Origin of the sequence: Amycolatopsis sp. NPDC051061 (genome assembly GCF_040682935.1) — a bacterium.
Lineage (GTDB): Bacteria > Actinomycetota > Actinomycetes > Mycobacteriales > Pseudonocardiaceae > Amycolatopsis.
Genome location: NZ_JBFBBZ010000001.1, coordinates 447,894 through 464,677, shown reverse-complemented (window position 1 = coordinate 464,677; position 16,784 = coordinate 447,894). Strand labels below are relative to the sequence as shown.

The window sequence follows — 16,784 nt, the reverse complement described above, 5'->3', positions numbered from 1 at the left end:
GTCCGTGCATGCTAGGTTGGTCGCCGTGAGCGACGTCGCTGAACAGGGTCTGGTCCAGGAGTGGCACGAGTTGCTGGCCCGCTACTCGGCCGTGTTCACCGCGCTCGAATGCCGCCTGCAGGAGCGCCACGGGATCGGCGCGAACGAGTTCGAGGCCCTCGAACGGCTCGCGACCTGCGACTTCAAGTGCCGCTCGGCCGACCTCACCGGCGCCATCCATCTCAGCCAGAGCGCCACGTCCCGGCTGGTCGCCCGCCTCGAGAAGGAGGGCCTGGTCGAGCGCGCGCTGTGCGAGCTGGACCGGCGCGGGATCTTCGTGACCATCACCGACGCCGGCCGCGAGCGGTACCTCGCGGCGAAGCGGACGCACCGCGAGGTGCTCAACGAAACGCTGAGCTGACCGCTCAGCCCACCGGCCCCTCGGCCGCCGTCACCGGCACCTGCTGCTGACCGCCGGCGGCGCTGGTCACCGTCAGCGTCAGCTTGTCGCCCGGGTGGTGGGTGTCCATCACGTTCGTCAGCGCCGTCGCCGAATCGATCGCCTTGCCGTCGATCGCGGTGATCACGTCCCCGGCCGCGAGGCCCGCCTGCTGCGCCGGCCCGCGCGCGACGACGTCGCGGATCCGGGCGCCCTGGCCGTCGGAGACCGAGACGCCGATGAACGCCGTCTTGCCGATGTGGATCTTGTCCGACGCGGTGCCCGCGACGATCCGGTGCGCGATGTCGATGGCCTGGTTGATGGGGATGGCGAAGCCCTGGCCGCCGGCGCCGCTGCGGCGGCCGTTGAGCTGATAGCCGGTGGACGCGGCGGTGTCGACGCCGATGACCTGCGCGTTCGCGTTGACGAGCGGGCCGCCGGAGTCACCGGACTCGATGTTCGCGCGCACCTGGATCAGCCCGGTGAGCTGCTCGGACGACCCGCTGGACTCGTCGGAGGCGGTGATCGACTGGTCCAGCGCGGTCACCGTGCCGGGCGCGGGCACGGGGTCGCCGCCCTTGCCGCCCGCGTTGCCGAGGCCGAGGATCTGGTCGCCGACCTTGACGGTCGACGAGTCGCCGATGCTCGCGGTGGGCAGGCCGGACGCGTCTTCGAGCTGGATGACCGCGACGTCCTCGCTGCGGTCGTACCCCACGACGTGCGCCTGGTAGGTGTCGCCGGTGCCGATGCTGGTGACCTTGATGCTGGTCGCGCCGGCGACGACGTGGTTGTTCGTGAGCACCTCGCCGTCCGGGGTGAGCACGATGCCGGTGCCGGCCGCGGCGGCGCCCTGCAGGCCCAGCTCGGTGTTGACGTTGACGATGGCCGGGTTGACCTTCGCGGCCACGGCGTCGGCGTCGAGCGCGGTGGCCGACGCGCTGGGCTGTCCGGAGAAGCCGAAGTTCTGGTTGCCGCTCGCGGAGGGGCTGTTCGAGGAGATGAGGTGCCCGATCCCGAGCCCGGCGACCACGGCGACGGCCACCGCGACGACGGCGACGGTCAGGGCGCGAAAGGGCCGCCTGCGCGGCGGCTGCGGAACGGGCGGCGGGTAGCCATGAGGGGCACCCGGCCGGCCGTAATAGCCATGAGGGTGCCCCTCATGGCCGTAGTAGCCCTGGGGCTGGGTGTACTGCGGCGGGTACGGGCGGCCCCACTGGTCACGAGCCTGGCCGTACGGCTGTTGGCCGTAGGCCTGCTGGTCGTAGGGCTGCTGTCCGTAGTACTGCTGCTGGTCGTAGTAGCCCTGACCCGGCGAGTGCTCGCCCTGGCCGTAGCCGTACGGGTACTCGCCGCCGCCCTGCGGTCCTCGGTCGTACTCGCTCATGCACAGCTCCAGCCCTCGGCACGTCACCTGCGGTTCCAGGAAACGCCTCGATCCTGAGAATTTCCTGGCGTGGTTCCGTGGACTTGCTGTGGATGTACCCGAGGTGCCTGGACTTATCCCTTCCGGACGTCCACTGTGCCGCGGTCGGCCCGGTCACGCACGGCTCACCGCCGGATCCGTTCCATGCCGGGGTCGACCAGCGGCTCGGCGGCCACGGTGGCCGCGACCCGGCGGCCGAAGTACTCGATCTCCACGCTGCTCCCGACGTCCGCCGACGCCGGGAGCCACGCGTAGGCAATCGGCCGGCCCACGGTGTACCCGTACGCCGCGCTCGTGACGTAGCCCGAAGCGACGCCGTCGACGTACACCGGTTCCTTGCCCAGCACGACCGTGCGGCCGTCGTCGATCGTCAGGCACCGTAGCCGCCGGGCCGCGGTTTCCTCGCCGCGGCCGTCGATCGCCGCGCGTCCGAGGAAGTCCCCCTTCGCCGGACGCACGGCGAAGCCCACGCCGGCCTCGTACGGGTCGTGCTCGGTCGTCATGTCGGTGCCCCACAGCCGGTAGCCCTTCTCCAGCCGCAGGCTGTTGAACGCCGCCCGCCCGGCCGCGATGACGCCCAGCGGCTGCCCGGCCGCCCACAGCGCGTCCCACAGCCGGAGACCGTTGTCCGCGCTCGTGTAGATCTCCCAGCCGAGTTCGCCCACGTAGGACAGCCGCATCGCGACGACCGGGACCCCGGCGATCCGCGCCTCGCGGGCCCGGAAGTACTTCAGCCCGGTGTGCGAGAAGTCTTCCCGGCTCAGCGGCTGCACGAGGTCGCGCGCCCGCGGCCCCCAGACGCCGATGCAGCACGTCCCGCCGGTGATGTCCCGGACCTGCACCCCAGGCGGCGCGTGCTTCACGAAGTGGTCGACGTCGATGTTGCCGTTGATCCCGACCTGGAACCGCTCCGGCCCGAGCCGCGCCACCGTGACGTCGCTGCGGATGCCGCCCGCTTCGTCCAGCATCAGCGTGTAGGTGACCGACCCGACCGATTTCTCCAGCTGATTTGTGTTCAGTGACTGTAAAAACTCCAGTGACCCACTTCCGCTGATCTCCACGCGCTTCAGTGGCGTCATGTCGTACAGCGCCACACCGTTGCGCGTGTGCCACGCCTCGGCCGCCGCGATGGGCGAGTGGAACTGCGCCGACCACGTGTCCCGCGCCGGCGGGAGCGCGTCGTGCGGCAGCTTCTTCAGCAGCGGCGCGTTGGCCTCAAACCAGTGCGGCCGCTCCCAACCGCCCGCCTCCAGGAACACCGCGCCCAGCTCGCGCTGCCGCGCGTGGAACGGCGTCACGCGCAGATCGCGCGGGGAAAGCTTGGGCTGCAACGGGTGCAGGATGTCGTACACCTCGACGAAGTTCTGCTGCGAAGTCTCACTCACGTACGAGGGCGCGAGCTGGACGTCCTCGAAGCGGTGGACGTCCACCTCGTGCAGGTCGGTCTCGGAGTGCCCGTCGACGAGCAGCTCGGCGACGGCCTTGGCGATGCCCGCGGAGTGCGTCACCCACACCGCCTCGGCGAGCCAGAAGCCGCGGACGTCGGCCGACTCGCCGACCAGCGACTGGCCGTCCGGGGTGAACGAGAAGATCCCGTTGAAGCCCTCCTCGACCTTGGTCTGCCGCAGCGCGGGCAACAGCAGCTTGCTCTCCTCCCACGACGGCGCGAAGTCGTCCTCGGTGAAGGGCAGCATCGACGGCATGGCCGTCCCGGTCACCGACGGGTCCAATGTGGACACTTCGACCGGCATCGGCCGGTGCGCGTAGGAGCCGATGCCGATCCGGTCGACGTGCTCGCGGAAGTAGAGATCCTGGTTCTGGTGGCGCAGGATCGGCAGGCTCGCTTCGACTTCCTCGATGTTGCGCCCGACGAGCTCCCCGACCTGCCCGGTCCGGACGTACTGGTGCGCCAGCGGCAGCAGCGGCACGTCCATGCCCACCATCGCGCCGATCTCGCGTCCCCAGAACCCGGCGCACGACACGACGACGTCGGCCGGGAAGTCGCCCCGGTCGGTCCGGACGCCGGTGACGCGCCCGCCTTCCTGCAAGACGTCGGTGACGCGCGTCGACCCGATGAACCGAGCACCTCGGGACGTCGCCCGGGAAATCAGCACCTCGACCGCCTTGGCCGCCCGCGCGAGGCCGTCGGTCGGGGTGTGCAGCGCGCCGAAGATCCGGGAACCGTCGAGCAGCGGCCACCGGCTGACGCACTCGTCGGCGTCGATGAGCGAGCCGGGCACGCCCCACGACGTCGCCCAGCCGTGCTTGCGCTTGAGGTCCTCCCAGCGCGCCGGTGTCGTCGCGACCTCCATGCCGCCGACCGGCAGGAAACAGTCCAGCTCCAGGAACTTCGAGACGGTGTACTTCGCGAACTCCGTCATCGTCTTGGACGCGTTGGTCTGGAACACCAGGCCGGGCGCGTGCGACGTCGACCCGCCGGTGCGCGGCAGCGGGCCCTGGTCGAGGACGGTGACGTCGGACCAGCCTCGGGTGGTCAGCTCGTCAGCCAGGTTCGCGCCGACGATGCCGGCGCCGATGATCACGACTCGCGGTGCGGTCATGGCGGACTCCTAACGGAAGACGACGGTGCTGTTGCCGTTGAGCAGGACGCGGCGTTCGCAGTGCCAGCGGACCGCGCGGGAGAGGGCGAGAGCTTCGGCGTCGCGGCCGACGGTCACCAGCTCGCGCGGCGAGTACGTGTGGTCGACGCGCTGGACCTCCTGCTCGATGATCGGGCCCTCGTCGAGGTCGGGCGTGACGTAGTGCGCGGTCGCGCCCACGTACTTCACGCCGCGGTCGTAGGCCTGGTGGTAGGGCTTGGCACCCTTGAACCCGGGCAGGAACGAGTGGTGGATGTTGATCGCGCGGCCCTCGAGCTTCTGGCACAGCTCGTTGGACAGCACCTGCATGTACCGCGCGAGCACGATCAAGTCCACTTCGTACTCCCCGACCAGGTCGAGCAGCCGCTGCTCGGCTTCGGGCTTGGTCTCCGGCGTCACCGGCACGTGCTCGAACGGGACGCCGGCCGCCTCGCACATCGGGCGCAGGTCTTCGTGGTTCGAGACGACCACAGCGATCTCGGCGCCGAGCCCGCCGGCGCGCCACCGGAACAACAGGTCGTTGAGGCAGTGCCCGAACTTCGAGACCATCACGAGGATCCGCGGCGGTGTCCCGTCGGAGAACCCGAACTCCATCCCGAAGTCCCCGGCGACCGGGGCGAACGCGCGCGTCATGTCATCCACTGTGGACTCTTCGGCGCACGTGAACGACGTGCGCAGGAACAGCGAGCCGCGGACGTCGTCGTCGAACTGCTGGTGCTCGACGATGTCACAGCCCTGCCCGACGAGGAACGTCGTGACGGCGTGCACGATGCCCGAGCGCTCGGGGCACTTGAGCGTCAAGGTGAAGGTCACGAGACGTACTCCAGGCTCGCATCGGCCAGCCACGCGGTGAAATACCCGGCGAACGACTGCCGGACGAGGATCGTGCAGCCCTCGTCCCGGACCATGAGCACGATCCCGGTGCGGGCGAACAGCGTCTGTACGCACGTACCCGGCGGCGACACCGCCAAGTCGATCGAGCACCCGTGCGCCAGGACATCCCGCGCGTGCTCACCGGTCAGCCGCACGACGTTGCGCTGCGCCGAGACATCCACGACGGCGGCGCATTCCCGTGAAAGTGCCACTTCCAGCTCGGCTTGGCGACCGGGCTCGGCGAGCACGAGGTACTCGTCCGGGCCCATCCAGAGGATGTCGACGCCGTTGCCGCTGGTGAACGTGCACGGGCCGGGCAAGGCGACGCCGAGGAGCGTGTCGCCCTCGCGGAGGCGGACGGTGAGCTGGGTGCGGAACGGTTCTTCGACCGCGTCAACCGTCACGGCGGGCTCCTTCCTTGTCGAAGAGCACGGATTCGGTCACGGTCACCGGGACCACCTGGTCGCCGACCGGCACGTACAGCGTTTCGCCGATCCGCTCGCGGCCCGATCGCACCAGGGCCAGCGCGAACGTCCGGCCGAGGGCCGCGCTGTCGTAGCCGGAGGTGACGTGGCCGAGCATCCGCACCGGCGGTTCGGGGACAACGTCGGACTCGATGATCTGCGAACCTTCGGGCAGCAGTACCGACGGGTCCACCGGCACCAGGCCGACGAGCTGCTTGCGGTCCGGCCGGTTGTTCTCGGCGCGGGCAAAGGAACGCTTGCCGATGAAGTCGGCCTTCTTCTTCGACACCGCCCAGGACATCCCGAGGTCCTGCGGGGTGACCGTGCCGTCGGTGTCCTGGCCGATGATCGGGTAGCCCTTCTCGGCGCGCAGGACGTGCATGGTCTCGGTGCCGTACGGCGTGGCACCCAAGTCCACTATGGACTCCCACAGCGCGAGCCCGTACCACGACGGGACGTTGATCTCGTACGCCAGCTCGCCGGAGAAGCTGATCCGGCAGACGCGGGCGGCGATCCCGGCGACCTCGGCGTCGCGCCAGGTCATGAACCCGAAGGCGTCGTTGCTGACGTCGAGGTCCGGCGCCAGCGCGCCGAGGACTTCCCGCGAGCGAGGGCCGACCAGCGGAATCGTGGCCCAGTGCTCGGTGACCGACGTCGCGAAGACGTCGAGGTGCGGCCACTCGGTTTGGAGCCACTCCTCCATCCACTCGAGGACCATCGCCGCGTTGCCGGTCGTGGTGGTGACGAGAAACCGGTCCTCGGCGACGCGGATGACCGTGCCGTCGTCGATCACCATGCCGTCGACGCCACACATGACGCCGTAGCGGATCCTGCCGACGCGCAGGTTGCTCATCATGTTCGTGTAGAGCATGTCGAGGAACCAGCCGGCGTCCGGGCCCTGGACGTCGATCTTGCCGAGCGTCGATCCGTCCATCAAGGCGACGTCGTTGCGCGCCGCGCGGCATTCACGCCGGACGGCGTCGTGCATCGACTCCCCGGGCCGCGGGTAGTACCACGGCCGCTTCCACTGGCCGACGTTCTCGAACTCGGCGCCGTGCTCGACGTGCCACGGGTGGATCGCCGTGACGCGCACGGGATCGTGCAGGTCACCGCGGTTCCGCCCGGCCAGCGCGGCGAACGGCACCGGCGTGTACGGCGGCCGGAACGTCGTCGGGCGCTGGGTCGCCAAGTCGACACCGAGGGCTTCGGCGGTGATGCCGGCGGCGAGCATGCCCGACGTCTTGCCCTGGTCGTGCGCGGTGCCGATGGTCGTGTAGCGCTTGATGTGCTCCAGCGACCGCAACCCGGCGCCGGTGGCGCGCAGGGCGTCGGACACGGTCGCGTCGCGCTGCTGGTCGACGAACCGGGTGTCCACTTCGGACTCCGGGGCAGGCACCTGCCAGAGGATCTTCGCCTCCGGCAAGCCTTCTCCCGCCGCCGCTCCGACGACGCTCACCGTCGGCAGGTCGCCGTCCGGGACGTACGCGCCCAGCTCGGCGGCGTACCGGAGCTTGCCGCGGGCCTGGCTGAACAGGTGCACGGCCGGGTTCCAGCCGCCGGACACGAGCAGCAGGTCGCACTCGACCCGCTCCCCCTCCATCGATCCCAGCGGAGCGACGTGGGCAGCGGTGATGTGGGAGTCGCCGTCGGTGCCGATGACGCCGTAGCCCGCGCGGGCGTCGACGATCCGCACGATTTCCGCCCCGGCCTCGGCCAGCTCGGAGGCGGCGTCGTACGCGGAGTCGTTGGTGGTGAACACGACCACACGCTGCCCGGCCAGCACGCCGTACCGGTTCAGGTAAGTGCGTGCGGCGGACGCGAGCATGATGCCCGGGCGGTCGTTGTCCGGGAAGACGATCGGCCGTTCGTGGGCGCCGGTGGCGATGACGATCCGCTTCGCCCGGATCCGCCAGACCCGCTGCCGCGAGATCCGTTCGGGGGCCGCAGTCTCGCTCCGGCGTTCCAAGGCGAGCACGAACCCGTCGTCGTAGATGCCGAACGCCGTGGTCCGCGAGAGGAACCGGGCTCCTTCGGGCGCCTCGCCGCCGGGCTGGTCGTCGACGAGGAGCACGCGCCCTTCCGCGGCGGCAGCGGCCGCGCGGCCCGCGGGCCCGGCGCCGATGACCAAGACATCGCAGTGGGCGTGCTTCGCGTCGTAGCGGGCCGGGTCGGGCTCGGCGGCCAGCCGGCCTTGACCGCGCAGGCCACGTGCGACCAGACCGTCGTACAGTTCGACCGTCGTCGCGGACAGCATCGGCTCCGGGAACGGCGCTTCGATCTGGACCAGCGCGTTGGAGTCCTCGACGCCGGCGCCGACGATGCCGCGCGGCCGGCCGTACTTGATGCTGGTCGCGACCCGGTGGATGCCGTTGGCCAGCAACGCGGAAGCCAGGGTGTCGCCGAGGAAACCGGTCAGCTCGCGGCCGTCGAAGGTGAACTTGAGCGGGATGCCGGACAGCCGGGTCACGGGATCACCGGCCGGGGTTCGTCGAGGCGGTAGACCGCCTTCAGGTCGTGGGTACGGGTGTCGCGGACGGCGTTGAACCACCGGCGGCACCCCGCGGAGTGGCTCCAGCGCTCGGCGAACGGCCCGCTGGGGTTGGCGCGGAAGAAGACGAACTTCGCCCAGTCCTCATCGGACAGTGCGGCCGGGTCGTCGGGGTAGGCGACGTGGGCCTGGCCGCCGTAGTGGAATTCGGCTTCCTCACGCGGCCCGCACCACGGGCAGGGGATCAACTGCATCGAAGACTCCTAGTGGGCCACGGCGGCGGCGCCGTGCTCGTCGACGAGGGCACCGGTGGTGAACCGGTCGAGGGTGAACGGTTCGGCGTACTCGTGCGGCTTGCCCCGCGCGATGGTCGCCGCGAAGACGTCACCGACCCCCGGCGTGGCCTTGAAACCGCCGGTGCCCCAGCCGCAGTTGAGGAACAGGTTCTCGACCGGGGTGAGCCCGACGATCGGCGACGCGTCCGGGCTGACGTCGACGACCCCGGCCCACGTCCGCAGCAGGTGCGCCCGTGCGAACACCGGGAACAGCTCCAGCGCGGCGGCCATCTGCTGCTCGATGATGTGGAACGAGCCGCGCTGGCCGTAGCCGTTGTAGCTGTCGATGCCGGCGCCCATCACGAGTTCGCCCTTGTGCGCCTGGGAAACGTAGACGTGCACGGCGTTCGACATGACGACCGTCGGGTGGATCGGCTCCAGCAGCTCGGACACCAGCGCCTGCAACGGGTGCGACACGAGCGGCAGGTCGAGACCGACCATGCGGGCCAGCACCGACGAGTGCCCGGCGGCGCACAGCGCGACCTTGCCCGCGGCGATCCGGCCCCTGCTCGTTTCGACCGCGGTCACCCGCCCGTTCACCGTGGAGATGCCGGTGACCTCGCAGTTCTGGATGAGATCGACGCCCAGCTCGTGCGCGGCGCGGGCGAAGCCCCAAGCCACGTAGTCGTGCTTCGCGATGCCCGCGCGCGGCTGGAAGGTCGCGCCGAGCACCGGATACCGGACGTCCGGGGAGGTGTTGACGATCGGGCAAATCTCCTTGACGCCGGCCGCGTCCACCCATTCGGCGTCGATGCCGTTGAGCTTGTTGGCTTCGACGCGGCGGACGCTGTCGCGGACGTCCTGCAGGCTGTGCGCGAGGTTCAGCACCCCGCGCTGGCTGAACAGGATCGGGTAGCCGAGGTCCTCTTCGAGGCCTTCCCACAGCTTGAGGGAGTGCTCGTAGATGCCGGAACTCTCGTCCCAGAGGTAGTTCGAGCGGATGATCGTGGTGTTGCGGGCCATGTTGCCGCCCGCGAGCCAGCCCTTCTCCAGCACGGCGACGTTCGTGATGCCGTGCACCTTGGCCAGGTAGTACGCGGTGGCGAGGCCGTGCCCGCCGCCACCGACGATGACGACATCGTACGTTTTGCGAGGCTCCGGGTCGGTCCAGAGGAAGTCCGGGTGGTCCGGCAGGTCGGTCATCGGCCCTCCTCCGCGGGGTACAGCGGGAACGCTTCGGCGAGCGCGGTGACGCGGGCGCGCAGCTTCTCGACGTCGTAGCCGGGCTTGAGCGCTTCGGCGATGACGTCGGCGGCTTCGCGGAACTCGGTGCCGCCGAAGCCGCGGGTGGCCAGGGCCGGCGTCCCGATCCGCAGACCCGAGGTGACCATCGGCGGCCGCGGGTCGAACGGGACGGCGTTGCGGTTCACGGTGATGCCGACTTCGTGGAGCCGGTCCTCGGCCTGCTTGCCGTCCAGCTCGGAGTCGCGCAGGTCGGCGAGCACCAGGTGAACGTCGGTGCCGCCGGTCAGCACGGAGATGCCGTCGACGGTCAGCAACCGCTCGGCCAGGAGTTTCGCGCCGCGCAGGGTGCGCTGCTGGCGTTCGACGAACTCGGGTTCGGAAGCCATCTTGAAGGCGACGGCCTTGGCGGCGATGACGTGCTCCAGTGGGCCACCCTGCTGGCCGGGGAACACCGCCGAGTTGACCTTCTTGGCCAGCGCCGCGTCGTTGGTCAGGATGACTCCGCCGCGCGGACCGCCGAGGGTCTTGTGCGTGGTCGTCGTGGTGACGTGGGCGTGCGGCACCGGCGACGGGTGCAGGCCGGTGGCGACCAGCCCGGCGAAGTGGGCCATGTCGACCAGCAGGTACGCGCCGACCTCGTCGGCGATCTCGCGGAAGCGGGCGAAGTCCAGCTGACGCGGGTAAGCCGACCAGCCGGCGATGATCAGCTTCGGCCGGTGCTCGCGGGCGAGGCGCGCGACCTCGGCCATGTCGACCCGGAAGTCCTTTTCGGACACTTCGTAGGCCGCGACGTCGTAGAGCAGGCCGGAGAAGTTGATCCGCATGCCGTGGGTCAGGTGGCCGCCGTGGGCGAGCGAGAGGCCGAGGATCTTGTCGCCGGGCTTGATGAGCGCGGCCATCGCGGCGGCGTTGGCCTGGGCGCCCGAGTGCGGCTGGACGTTGGCGAACCCCGCGCCGAACAGCGCCTTGACGCGGTCGATGGCGAGCTGTTCGAGCACGTCGACGTGCTCGCAGCCGCCGTAGTAACGACGTCCGGGGTAGCCCTCGGCGTACTTGTTGGTGAGCACCGAGCCCTGCGCCTGCAGCACGCTCAGCGGGGCGAAGTTCTCGGACGCGATCATCTCGAGCGTCGACTGCTGCCGGTGCAGCTCGGCGCCGATCGCTTCGGCCACCGCCGGGTCGTAGTCGGCCAGGGACCGGTTGAGCACGTGCTGGTCGATCGTCGCGGTCATCAAGAACTCCGTCTGATCAAGATGTCGTCTGGTCGACTTCTGATATATCAATCGTCGATGTAGGCTAAGCGGCGTGCACCCCCAGGTCAATCCCCCGTCGCTCGCGGAACAGGCGTACCGCTTCGTCCGCGACCAGCTCGTCATGCTCGACATCCCCCCGGGCTCCCCCCTCAACGAGGACGAGCTCGGCACCACCCTCGGCATGGGCCGCACGCCGATCCGCGAAGCGCTGAAGCGCCTCGAGTCGGAGCGGCTGGTCGTCGCTTACCCGCGGCGCGGGACGTTCGCCACCGACGTCCACATCTCCGACCTCGCGCACATCTCCGAGGTCCGGCGGACGCTGGAGCCGATGGCCACGGCCGCCGCGGCCGAGCGCGCGACCGAGGCCGACCGGGCGACGCTGACCGAGCTGCGCGCGCGGCTCGACGCCGGCGTCCCGGCCGGGGACAACGCCGAGCTGCTGCGCACCGATCTCGCCCTGCACCGGGCGATCTACCGGTGCGTGCACAACCCGTTCCTCGAGGACACGCTGATCCGGTACGACAACCTCGCGACGCGGATCTGGTGCGTGTTCGTGCCCCGGCTGTCCGGGATGGCCGGCCACGTCGACGAGCACGTCCCGCTCCTCACCGCGATCATCGAGGGCGACGCCGAGAAGGCCGCCGCGCTGACACTGGAGCACGTCACCGGGTTCGAAGCGGCCATCCGTGCCTTGATCTAGAGACCCAAGCGCGTGCGGACCCAGTCGTGGAACGCACCGATGTGGTGCTCGCTGGGCACGAGCACCCCGCCGTTGGCGTACGAGCGCGAGTCCATGGCGAGCTGGCAGCGTTCGCAGGCTTCGAAGTCCTGCTGGTTGACGCGATGGAACAGCTCCACCGAGCGGGACAGGTCCGTGCCCGACTCGACGACCTCGGGCAGGTACAGCCAGTCGCAGCGCACCAGCGTCCGGTCGGGGGCCAGCGGGAACATCCGGTGGAAGATCACGTGGTCCGGGACGAGGTTGACGAAGACGCCCGGCTTGACGGTGATGGCGTAGTACTTGCGGTCCTGCGCCTCGGAGACGCCGGGGAGGCGGTCGACGCCCTCGCCGCCGTCGATGGTGAAGCCCTGGACTTCGCCGCCGAACTCGGCGCCGTGGCCGACGTAGTACTGCGCGGCGTACCCGTCGGCGAACTCCGGGAGGACCTCGGTGAGCTCGGGGTGGATCGTCGCGCAGTGGTAGCACTCCATGAAGTTCTCGATGATCTGCTTCCAGTTCGCCTTCACGTCGTACTCGATGCGCTTGCCGAGCGCGAGGCCGTCGATGCCGTAGGCGTCGATCTCCTGCGCGCCGCCGAGCCGTTCGGTGACGGCGCCGACGACGGTCTCGTCGAACGACGGCGGCTCGTCGGCCAGGCAGACCCAGGCGTAGCCGAGCCACTCGCGCAGGGGGAGCTTGGTGAGGCCGAACGTCGTGCGGTCGACGTCCGGCATGCCGGTGAGGTTGGGCGCGGCGATGAGCTTGCCGTCGAGGCCGTAGGTCCAGGCGTGGTACGGGCACTGGAAGGCACGCTTGACGGTACCGGTTTCGGACGTGCAGAGCCGGGCGCCGCGGTGGCGGCAGACGTTGAGGAACGCGTTCAGCTTCCCGTCCCGGCCGCGCGAGACGAGCACGCTTTCCTTGCCTATCCGGACGGTCTCGAACGAGCCGGGCCCGGCGAGGTCGGCGCTGCGCACGGCGCAGAACCAGTCGGCCTCGAAGATCTTCGCCTGCTCCAGCGCGAAGATCGCCGGATCGGTGTAGGCGGAGCCCGGCAGGGTGGCCAGCAGGCTCGGCGGGAGATCGGTAGTGGTCACCGGCGTGGTCCTCTCCGCGGATCAGTTCCGGAGTTGCGCAGAACGCGTCTTGTTGCTCACTCCGGAACAGAGTGACTGCCGCCGCGGACGGCTGTCAAGACGGGTTTTTCGGCTACCACCGGGAGTTCAGATCATCGGGCCGTCGATCGCCCGCCGGAACAGTGTTTCGATCTCCGCCCGGGTCGGGCGGGGGTCGGCCAAGGCCGCCTGCATCAGGAGGCCGCAGAACAACCCCGCCAGGAGCCGGCCGGTGAGCGCGTCCGTGCGGATGCCGAAGAACGCGATCAGGGCGTCGTCCCAGGCCGCGCTCGCCTTGCGCAGCGCCGGCCGGTGCAGGGCGGCGACGTACAGGTCGTACTCGACGACGGTGTCGCGGTACTGCTCGTTGATGTAGCCCATGACCAGGTCGGCGAGCGCCGCGGCGAAATCGGCATCCGGTGGGAGCCCGGACTCCCACTCCTTCAGCGCGTGGACGTTCTTCTCGGCCGCCTCGTGCAGAGCGACCTCCAGGAGGTCGTCCAGCGTCGCGAAGTGGTAGGTCGTCGAGCCGAGCGGGACGCCGGCCGCCGCCGCGACCGAGCGGTGCGTGACCCCGTCGATCCCTCGCTGAGCGACGACCTCGATCGCCGCCTTGGCGATCCGCGCCCGCCGTTCGGGGTCGTTCGGACCACGGCGCCGCGTCGCGCCGGGTTCGGTCTTCGCCATCGAGCCCCCTTGTGGACATCTGTACACGCTTCGCGTACAAATGTACGCACTCCAAGCACTGAGCAGCCACTACCGATCCGGGAAGGGCCGCATGACGGACCGCTACCTCGACGTACTGAATCCCGCGACCGGCCAGGTGATCGAGCAGGTCGCCGAAGCCGGGCGCGAGGAGGTCGACGCCGCGGTCAGAGCCGCGCGGCGGGCCTTCGACGAGGGCCCGTGGCGGCAGACCACTGCCACCGAACGCGGCGAACTGCTCCGGCGCGTAGCCGGCCTGCTCGTCCGCGACCGCGAAGAACTCGCCCGCACCGAGAGCCTCGACACCGGCAAGACGCTGGGCGAAGGCCGCATCGACATCGACGACGTGACCAACGTCTTCCGCTACTACGCCGACCTCGCCGGCAAGGACGCCGGACGCCTGGTCGACGCGGGCAGCGCGACCGTCGTCAGCCGGATCGTGCACGAGCCGGTCGGCGTCTGCGCGCTCATCGCGCCGTGGAACTACCCGCTGCTCCAGATGTCCTGGAAGGTCGCGCCCGCCCTGGCCGCGGGCAACACGATCGTGCTCAAGCCCAGCGAGGTCACGCCGCTGACCACGATCAAGCTCGTCGCCCTCCTCGAGGAGGCCGGCGTGCCGCCCGGCGTCGTCAACCTGCTGCTCGGGCCGGGTCACGTCGGCGCCGCGATGGTCGAGCACCCGGCCGTGGACCTGGTCTCCTTCACCGGCGGCTACGCGACCGGCGAGAAGATCATGGCGGCCGCCGCGAAGGGCGTCCGCCGGGTCGCCCTCGAACTCGGCGGCAAGAACCCGAACGTGGTCTTCGCCGACGCCGACTACGACACCGCCCTCGACTACGCGCTGATGGCCGCGTTCGTCCATTCGGGACAGGTCTGCTCAGCGGGCGCGCGCTTGATCATCCAGGATGAGCTCCATGACCGGTTCGTGGCGGACCTCGCCGCGCGCGCCGAGAAGATCCGGGTCGGCGACGGCCTCGACCCCGCGACCGAGACGGGCCCGCTCGTCTCGGCGCAGCACCGCGCCAAGGTCGAGGGGTACATCGAAAGCGCTCTCGCCGAAGGCGCGACGCTCCGGGCCGGCGGGAAGCGACCGGAAGGCGCCGAGTACGAAAGCGGTTTCTTCCTGCGGCCGACCGTGTTCAGCGACTGCACCCGGGACATGGCGATCGTCCGGGAAGAGGTCTTCGGGCCGGTCGTCACCGTGGAACGCTTCGCCGACGAGGCCGACGCGATCGCGCTGGCCAACGACACCGAGTACGGGCTCGCCGGGGCCGTGTGGACGTCGGACGCGTCCCGCGCCCAGCGGGTCGCCGGGGCCCTGCGCCACGGCACCGTGTGGATCAACGACTACCACCCTTACCTGCCGCAGGCGGAGTGGGGCGGGTTCGGGAAGTCCGGCATCGGCCGCGAGCTCGGACCGTCCGGGCTGGCGGAGTACCAGGAGCACAAGCACGTCTACCAGAACATCGATCCGGTTCCGCAGCACTGGTTCAAGGGCTGAAGCTTATTCTGGTCAGCCCGCCGCGCCCCGCGCGCACACTGCCGGTCTCCGCGAATGTCATGCGGCGGGCGACAGCTGAATAAGCTTCACCGATCCCCTCCCCCACCCACGATGTGAGGACGTTGCCATGACCACGCAAGAAAAGCCGGCGGGCGGGGGGCCTGCCCCGGACGACAGCTCCGACCTCGAGAAGTTCGGCTACCGCCAGGAGCTCGAACGCTCCCTGGGCTCCTTCTCCAGCTTCGCCGCCGGGTTCTCCTACATCTCGATCATGACCGGCGTGTTCCAGCTGTTCTTCTTCGGCTTCGCCTCGGGCGGGCCGGCGTTCATCTGGACCTGGCCGCTGGTCTTCCTCGGCCAGCTCGCGGTCGCGCTGTGCTTCGCCGAGCTCGCCGGCCAGTTCCCGCTCGCCGGGTCGGTGTACCAATGGGCGAAACAGATCGCGAAGCCCGCGACGTCGTGGCTGGCCGGCTGGATCATGATCATCGGCGCGATCGTCACGGCGGGCGCCGTCGCGGTCGCCTACCAGATCATCCTGCCGCAGGTCTCGACCGCGTTCCAGATCGTCGGCAGCGACTCCGACGCCGGCCTGACGTCGACCCCCGGCGGCGCGCAGAACGCCATCATCCTGGCCCTGGTGCTGGTCGTGTTCGCCACCATCGTGAACGTCATCGGCGTCAAGCTGATGGCGAAGATCAACAACTTCGGCGTCGCGGTGGAGCTGTCCGCGGTCATCCTGCTGATCATCGCGCTGGCCATCCACATCAAACGCGGCCCCCAGGTGGTCTTCGAGACGCACGCCACGGGTGACGGTCACTCACTCGGGTACCTCGGGGCGTTCCTGGTGGCGTCGCTGATGAGCGCGTACGTCTTCTACGGCTTCGACACCGCGGGCTCGCTCGCGGAAGAGACGACCCAGCCGCGCAAGCACGCGCCGCGCGCGATCCTGCGGGCGATCACGGCGTCGTTCATCGTCGGCGGCCTGGTGATGCTGGTCGGCATGATGGCCGTCGGCGACATCAACGCCGAAGAGCTGAGCACGTCCGGCATGCCGTACCTGTTGAAGAGCACCCTCGGCACCGGGCTGGGCAACGCCTTCCTCATCTGCTCGGCGATCGCGATCACCGTGTGCTGCCTCGCCGTGCAGACCGCGGCGATCCGGATGGCGTGGGCGATGGCCCGCGACGGCCGGCTGCCGTTCAGCAAGGCGCTGGCGAAGGTGTCGCCGCGCTCCAAGACGCCGGTCCTGCCCGCCCTGCTCACCGGTGGCCTCACCGTCGTCGTGCTGCTGATCAACCTGGGCAACCAGCGGGCGTTCTTCATCCTGACCTCGACCGCGATCATCCTGTTCTACATCCCCTACCTGATGGTCACCGGCCCGATGCTGCTGCGCCGCCTGCGCGGGCAGTGGCCGCGCCCCGGGCACGGCCCGTACTTCAAGCTGGGCCGCTGGGGCACGCTGGTGAACCTCGTCGCGGTCGTCTACGGCGGCGCGATGACGGTCAACCTGATCTGGCCGCGCGCCGAGGTCTACGGCGCCGACCACTGGTACTTCCAGTGGGGCGCGGTGATCGTCACCGGGCTGATCGTGATCATCGGTGCGATCATGCTGTACGTCCGGCGCCGCACCTGGGGTTCGTCGCACACGAGCCCCGAGCACATGCCCGACAGCGCCCCGGATTCACTGCCCGGCTGAGGAGGAC

General features: G+C 69.9%; 14 protein-coding genes. 4 read left to right on the top strand and 10 right to left on the bottom strand.

The features are described from left to right. Positions 1-25 precede the first annotated feature (25 nt). Complete coding sequence (locus AB0N03_RS02280; protein ID WP_364364010.1) at positions 26-400, top strand: MarR family transcriptional regulator; 375 nt, start codon at positions 26-28, stop codon at positions 398-400. A gap of 4 nt (positions 401-404) precedes the next feature. Here AB0N03_RS02280 and AB0N03_RS02275 read toward each other — a convergent pair whose 3' ends face one another. The 8 genes from AB0N03_RS02275 to glyA all read right to left on the bottom strand — a co-directional run bounded on the left by AB0N03_RS02275 (position 405) and on the right by glyA (position 11,018). After that, a complete protein-coding gene (locus AB0N03_RS02275; RefSeq protein WP_364364007.1) occupies positions 405-1,802 on the bottom strand; it encodes a trypsin-like peptidase domain-containing protein in 1,398 nt (465 codons plus the stop codon). A 164-nt stretch (positions 1,803-1,966) separates the two neighbouring features. Continuing rightward, positions 1,967-4,402: an FAD-dependent oxidoreductase gene (locus AB0N03_RS02270; protein WP_364364004.1), complete on the bottom strand. Its 2,436-nt coding sequence runs from the start codon at positions 4,400-4,402 to the stop codon at positions 1,967-1,969. Positions 4,403-4,411: 9 nt separating this feature from the next. Beyond that, positions 4,412-5,254, bottom strand: a complete 843-nt coding sequence (purU, locus tag AB0N03_RS02265) for a formyltetrahydrofolate deformylase (protein WP_364364002.1) — start codon at positions 5,252-5,254, stop codon at positions 4,412-4,414. Continuing rightward, positions 5,251-5,718, bottom strand: a complete 468-nt coding sequence (locus tag AB0N03_RS02260) for a sarcosine oxidase subunit gamma family protein (protein WP_364363999.1) — start codon at positions 5,716-5,718, stop codon at positions 5,251-5,253. The genes purU and AB0N03_RS02260 overlap by 4 nt, the downstream gene beginning before the upstream one ends. After that, positions 5,708-8,245 carry a 2Fe-2S iron-sulfur cluster-binding protein gene (locus AB0N03_RS02255; protein ID WP_364363996.1) on the bottom strand — a complete coding sequence of 846 codons (2,538 nt, stop codon included), beginning with the start codon at positions 8,243-8,245 and terminating at the stop codon, positions 5,708-5,710. Before AB0N03_RS02255 ends, AB0N03_RS02260 begins: the two co-directional genes overlap by 11 nt. After that, positions 8,242-8,520 (bottom strand): sarcosine oxidase subunit delta, encoded by a 279-nt coding sequence (locus AB0N03_RS02250; RefSeq protein ID WP_364363993.1) that lies wholly within the window; start codon positions 8,518-8,520, stop codon positions 8,242-8,244. The genes AB0N03_RS02255 and AB0N03_RS02250 overlap by 4 nt, the downstream gene beginning before the upstream one ends. A 9-nt stretch (positions 8,521-8,529) precedes the next feature. After that, on the bottom strand, positions 8,530-9,744 hold the full coding sequence (locus AB0N03_RS02245; protein WP_364363991.1) for a sarcosine oxidase subunit beta family protein: 1,215 nt from the start codon (positions 9,742-9,744) through the stop codon (positions 8,530-8,532). Then, entirely contained in the window at positions 9,741-11,018 is a 1,278-nt protein-coding gene (gene glyA, locus AB0N03_RS02240) for a serine hydroxymethyltransferase (protein ID WP_364363988.1), read from the bottom strand. The genes AB0N03_RS02245 and glyA overlap by 4 nt, the downstream gene beginning before the upstream one ends. Before the next feature lie 73 nt (positions 11,019-11,091). On the opposite strand from glyA, the gene AB0N03_RS02235 reads away from it, so the two are divergent. Next, on the top strand, positions 11,092-11,739 hold the full coding sequence (locus AB0N03_RS02235; protein WP_364363985.1) for a GntR family transcriptional regulator: 648 nt from the start codon (positions 11,092-11,094) through the stop codon (positions 11,737-11,739). Here the strand turns inward: AB0N03_RS02235 and AB0N03_RS02230 are convergent. Both AB0N03_RS02230 and AB0N03_RS02225 read right to left on the bottom strand, forming a co-directional pair. Next, complete coding sequence (locus tag AB0N03_RS02230) at positions 11,736-12,857, bottom strand: aromatic ring-hydroxylating dioxygenase subunit alpha (RefSeq protein ID WP_364363982.1); 1,122 nt, start codon at positions 12,855-12,857, stop codon at positions 11,736-11,738. The two genes, AB0N03_RS02235 and AB0N03_RS02230, sit on opposite strands and share 4 nt — an antisense overlap. A gap of 126 nt (positions 12,858-12,983) precedes the next feature. Further along, on the bottom strand, positions 12,984-13,562 hold the full coding sequence (locus AB0N03_RS02225) for a TetR family transcriptional regulator (protein WP_364363979.1): 579 nt from the start codon (positions 13,560-13,562) through the stop codon (positions 12,984-12,986). A gap of 91 nt (positions 13,563-13,653) precedes the next feature. Here AB0N03_RS02225 and AB0N03_RS02220 point away from each other — a divergent pair, with 91 nt between their 5' ends. Both AB0N03_RS02220 and AB0N03_RS02215 read left to right on the top strand, forming a co-directional pair. Next, positions 13,654-15,081, top strand: a complete 1,428-nt coding sequence (locus tag AB0N03_RS02220; protein WP_364363976.1) for an aldehyde dehydrogenase family protein — start codon at positions 13,654-13,656, stop codon at positions 15,079-15,081. 127 nt (positions 15,082-15,208) lie between these two features. Then, positions 15,209-16,777, top strand: coding sequence for an amino acid permease (locus AB0N03_RS02215; RefSeq protein ID WP_364363973.1), 1,569 nt, complete (start codon positions 15,209-15,211; stop codon positions 16,775-16,777). Positions 16,778-16,784: the final 7 nt, after the last annotated feature.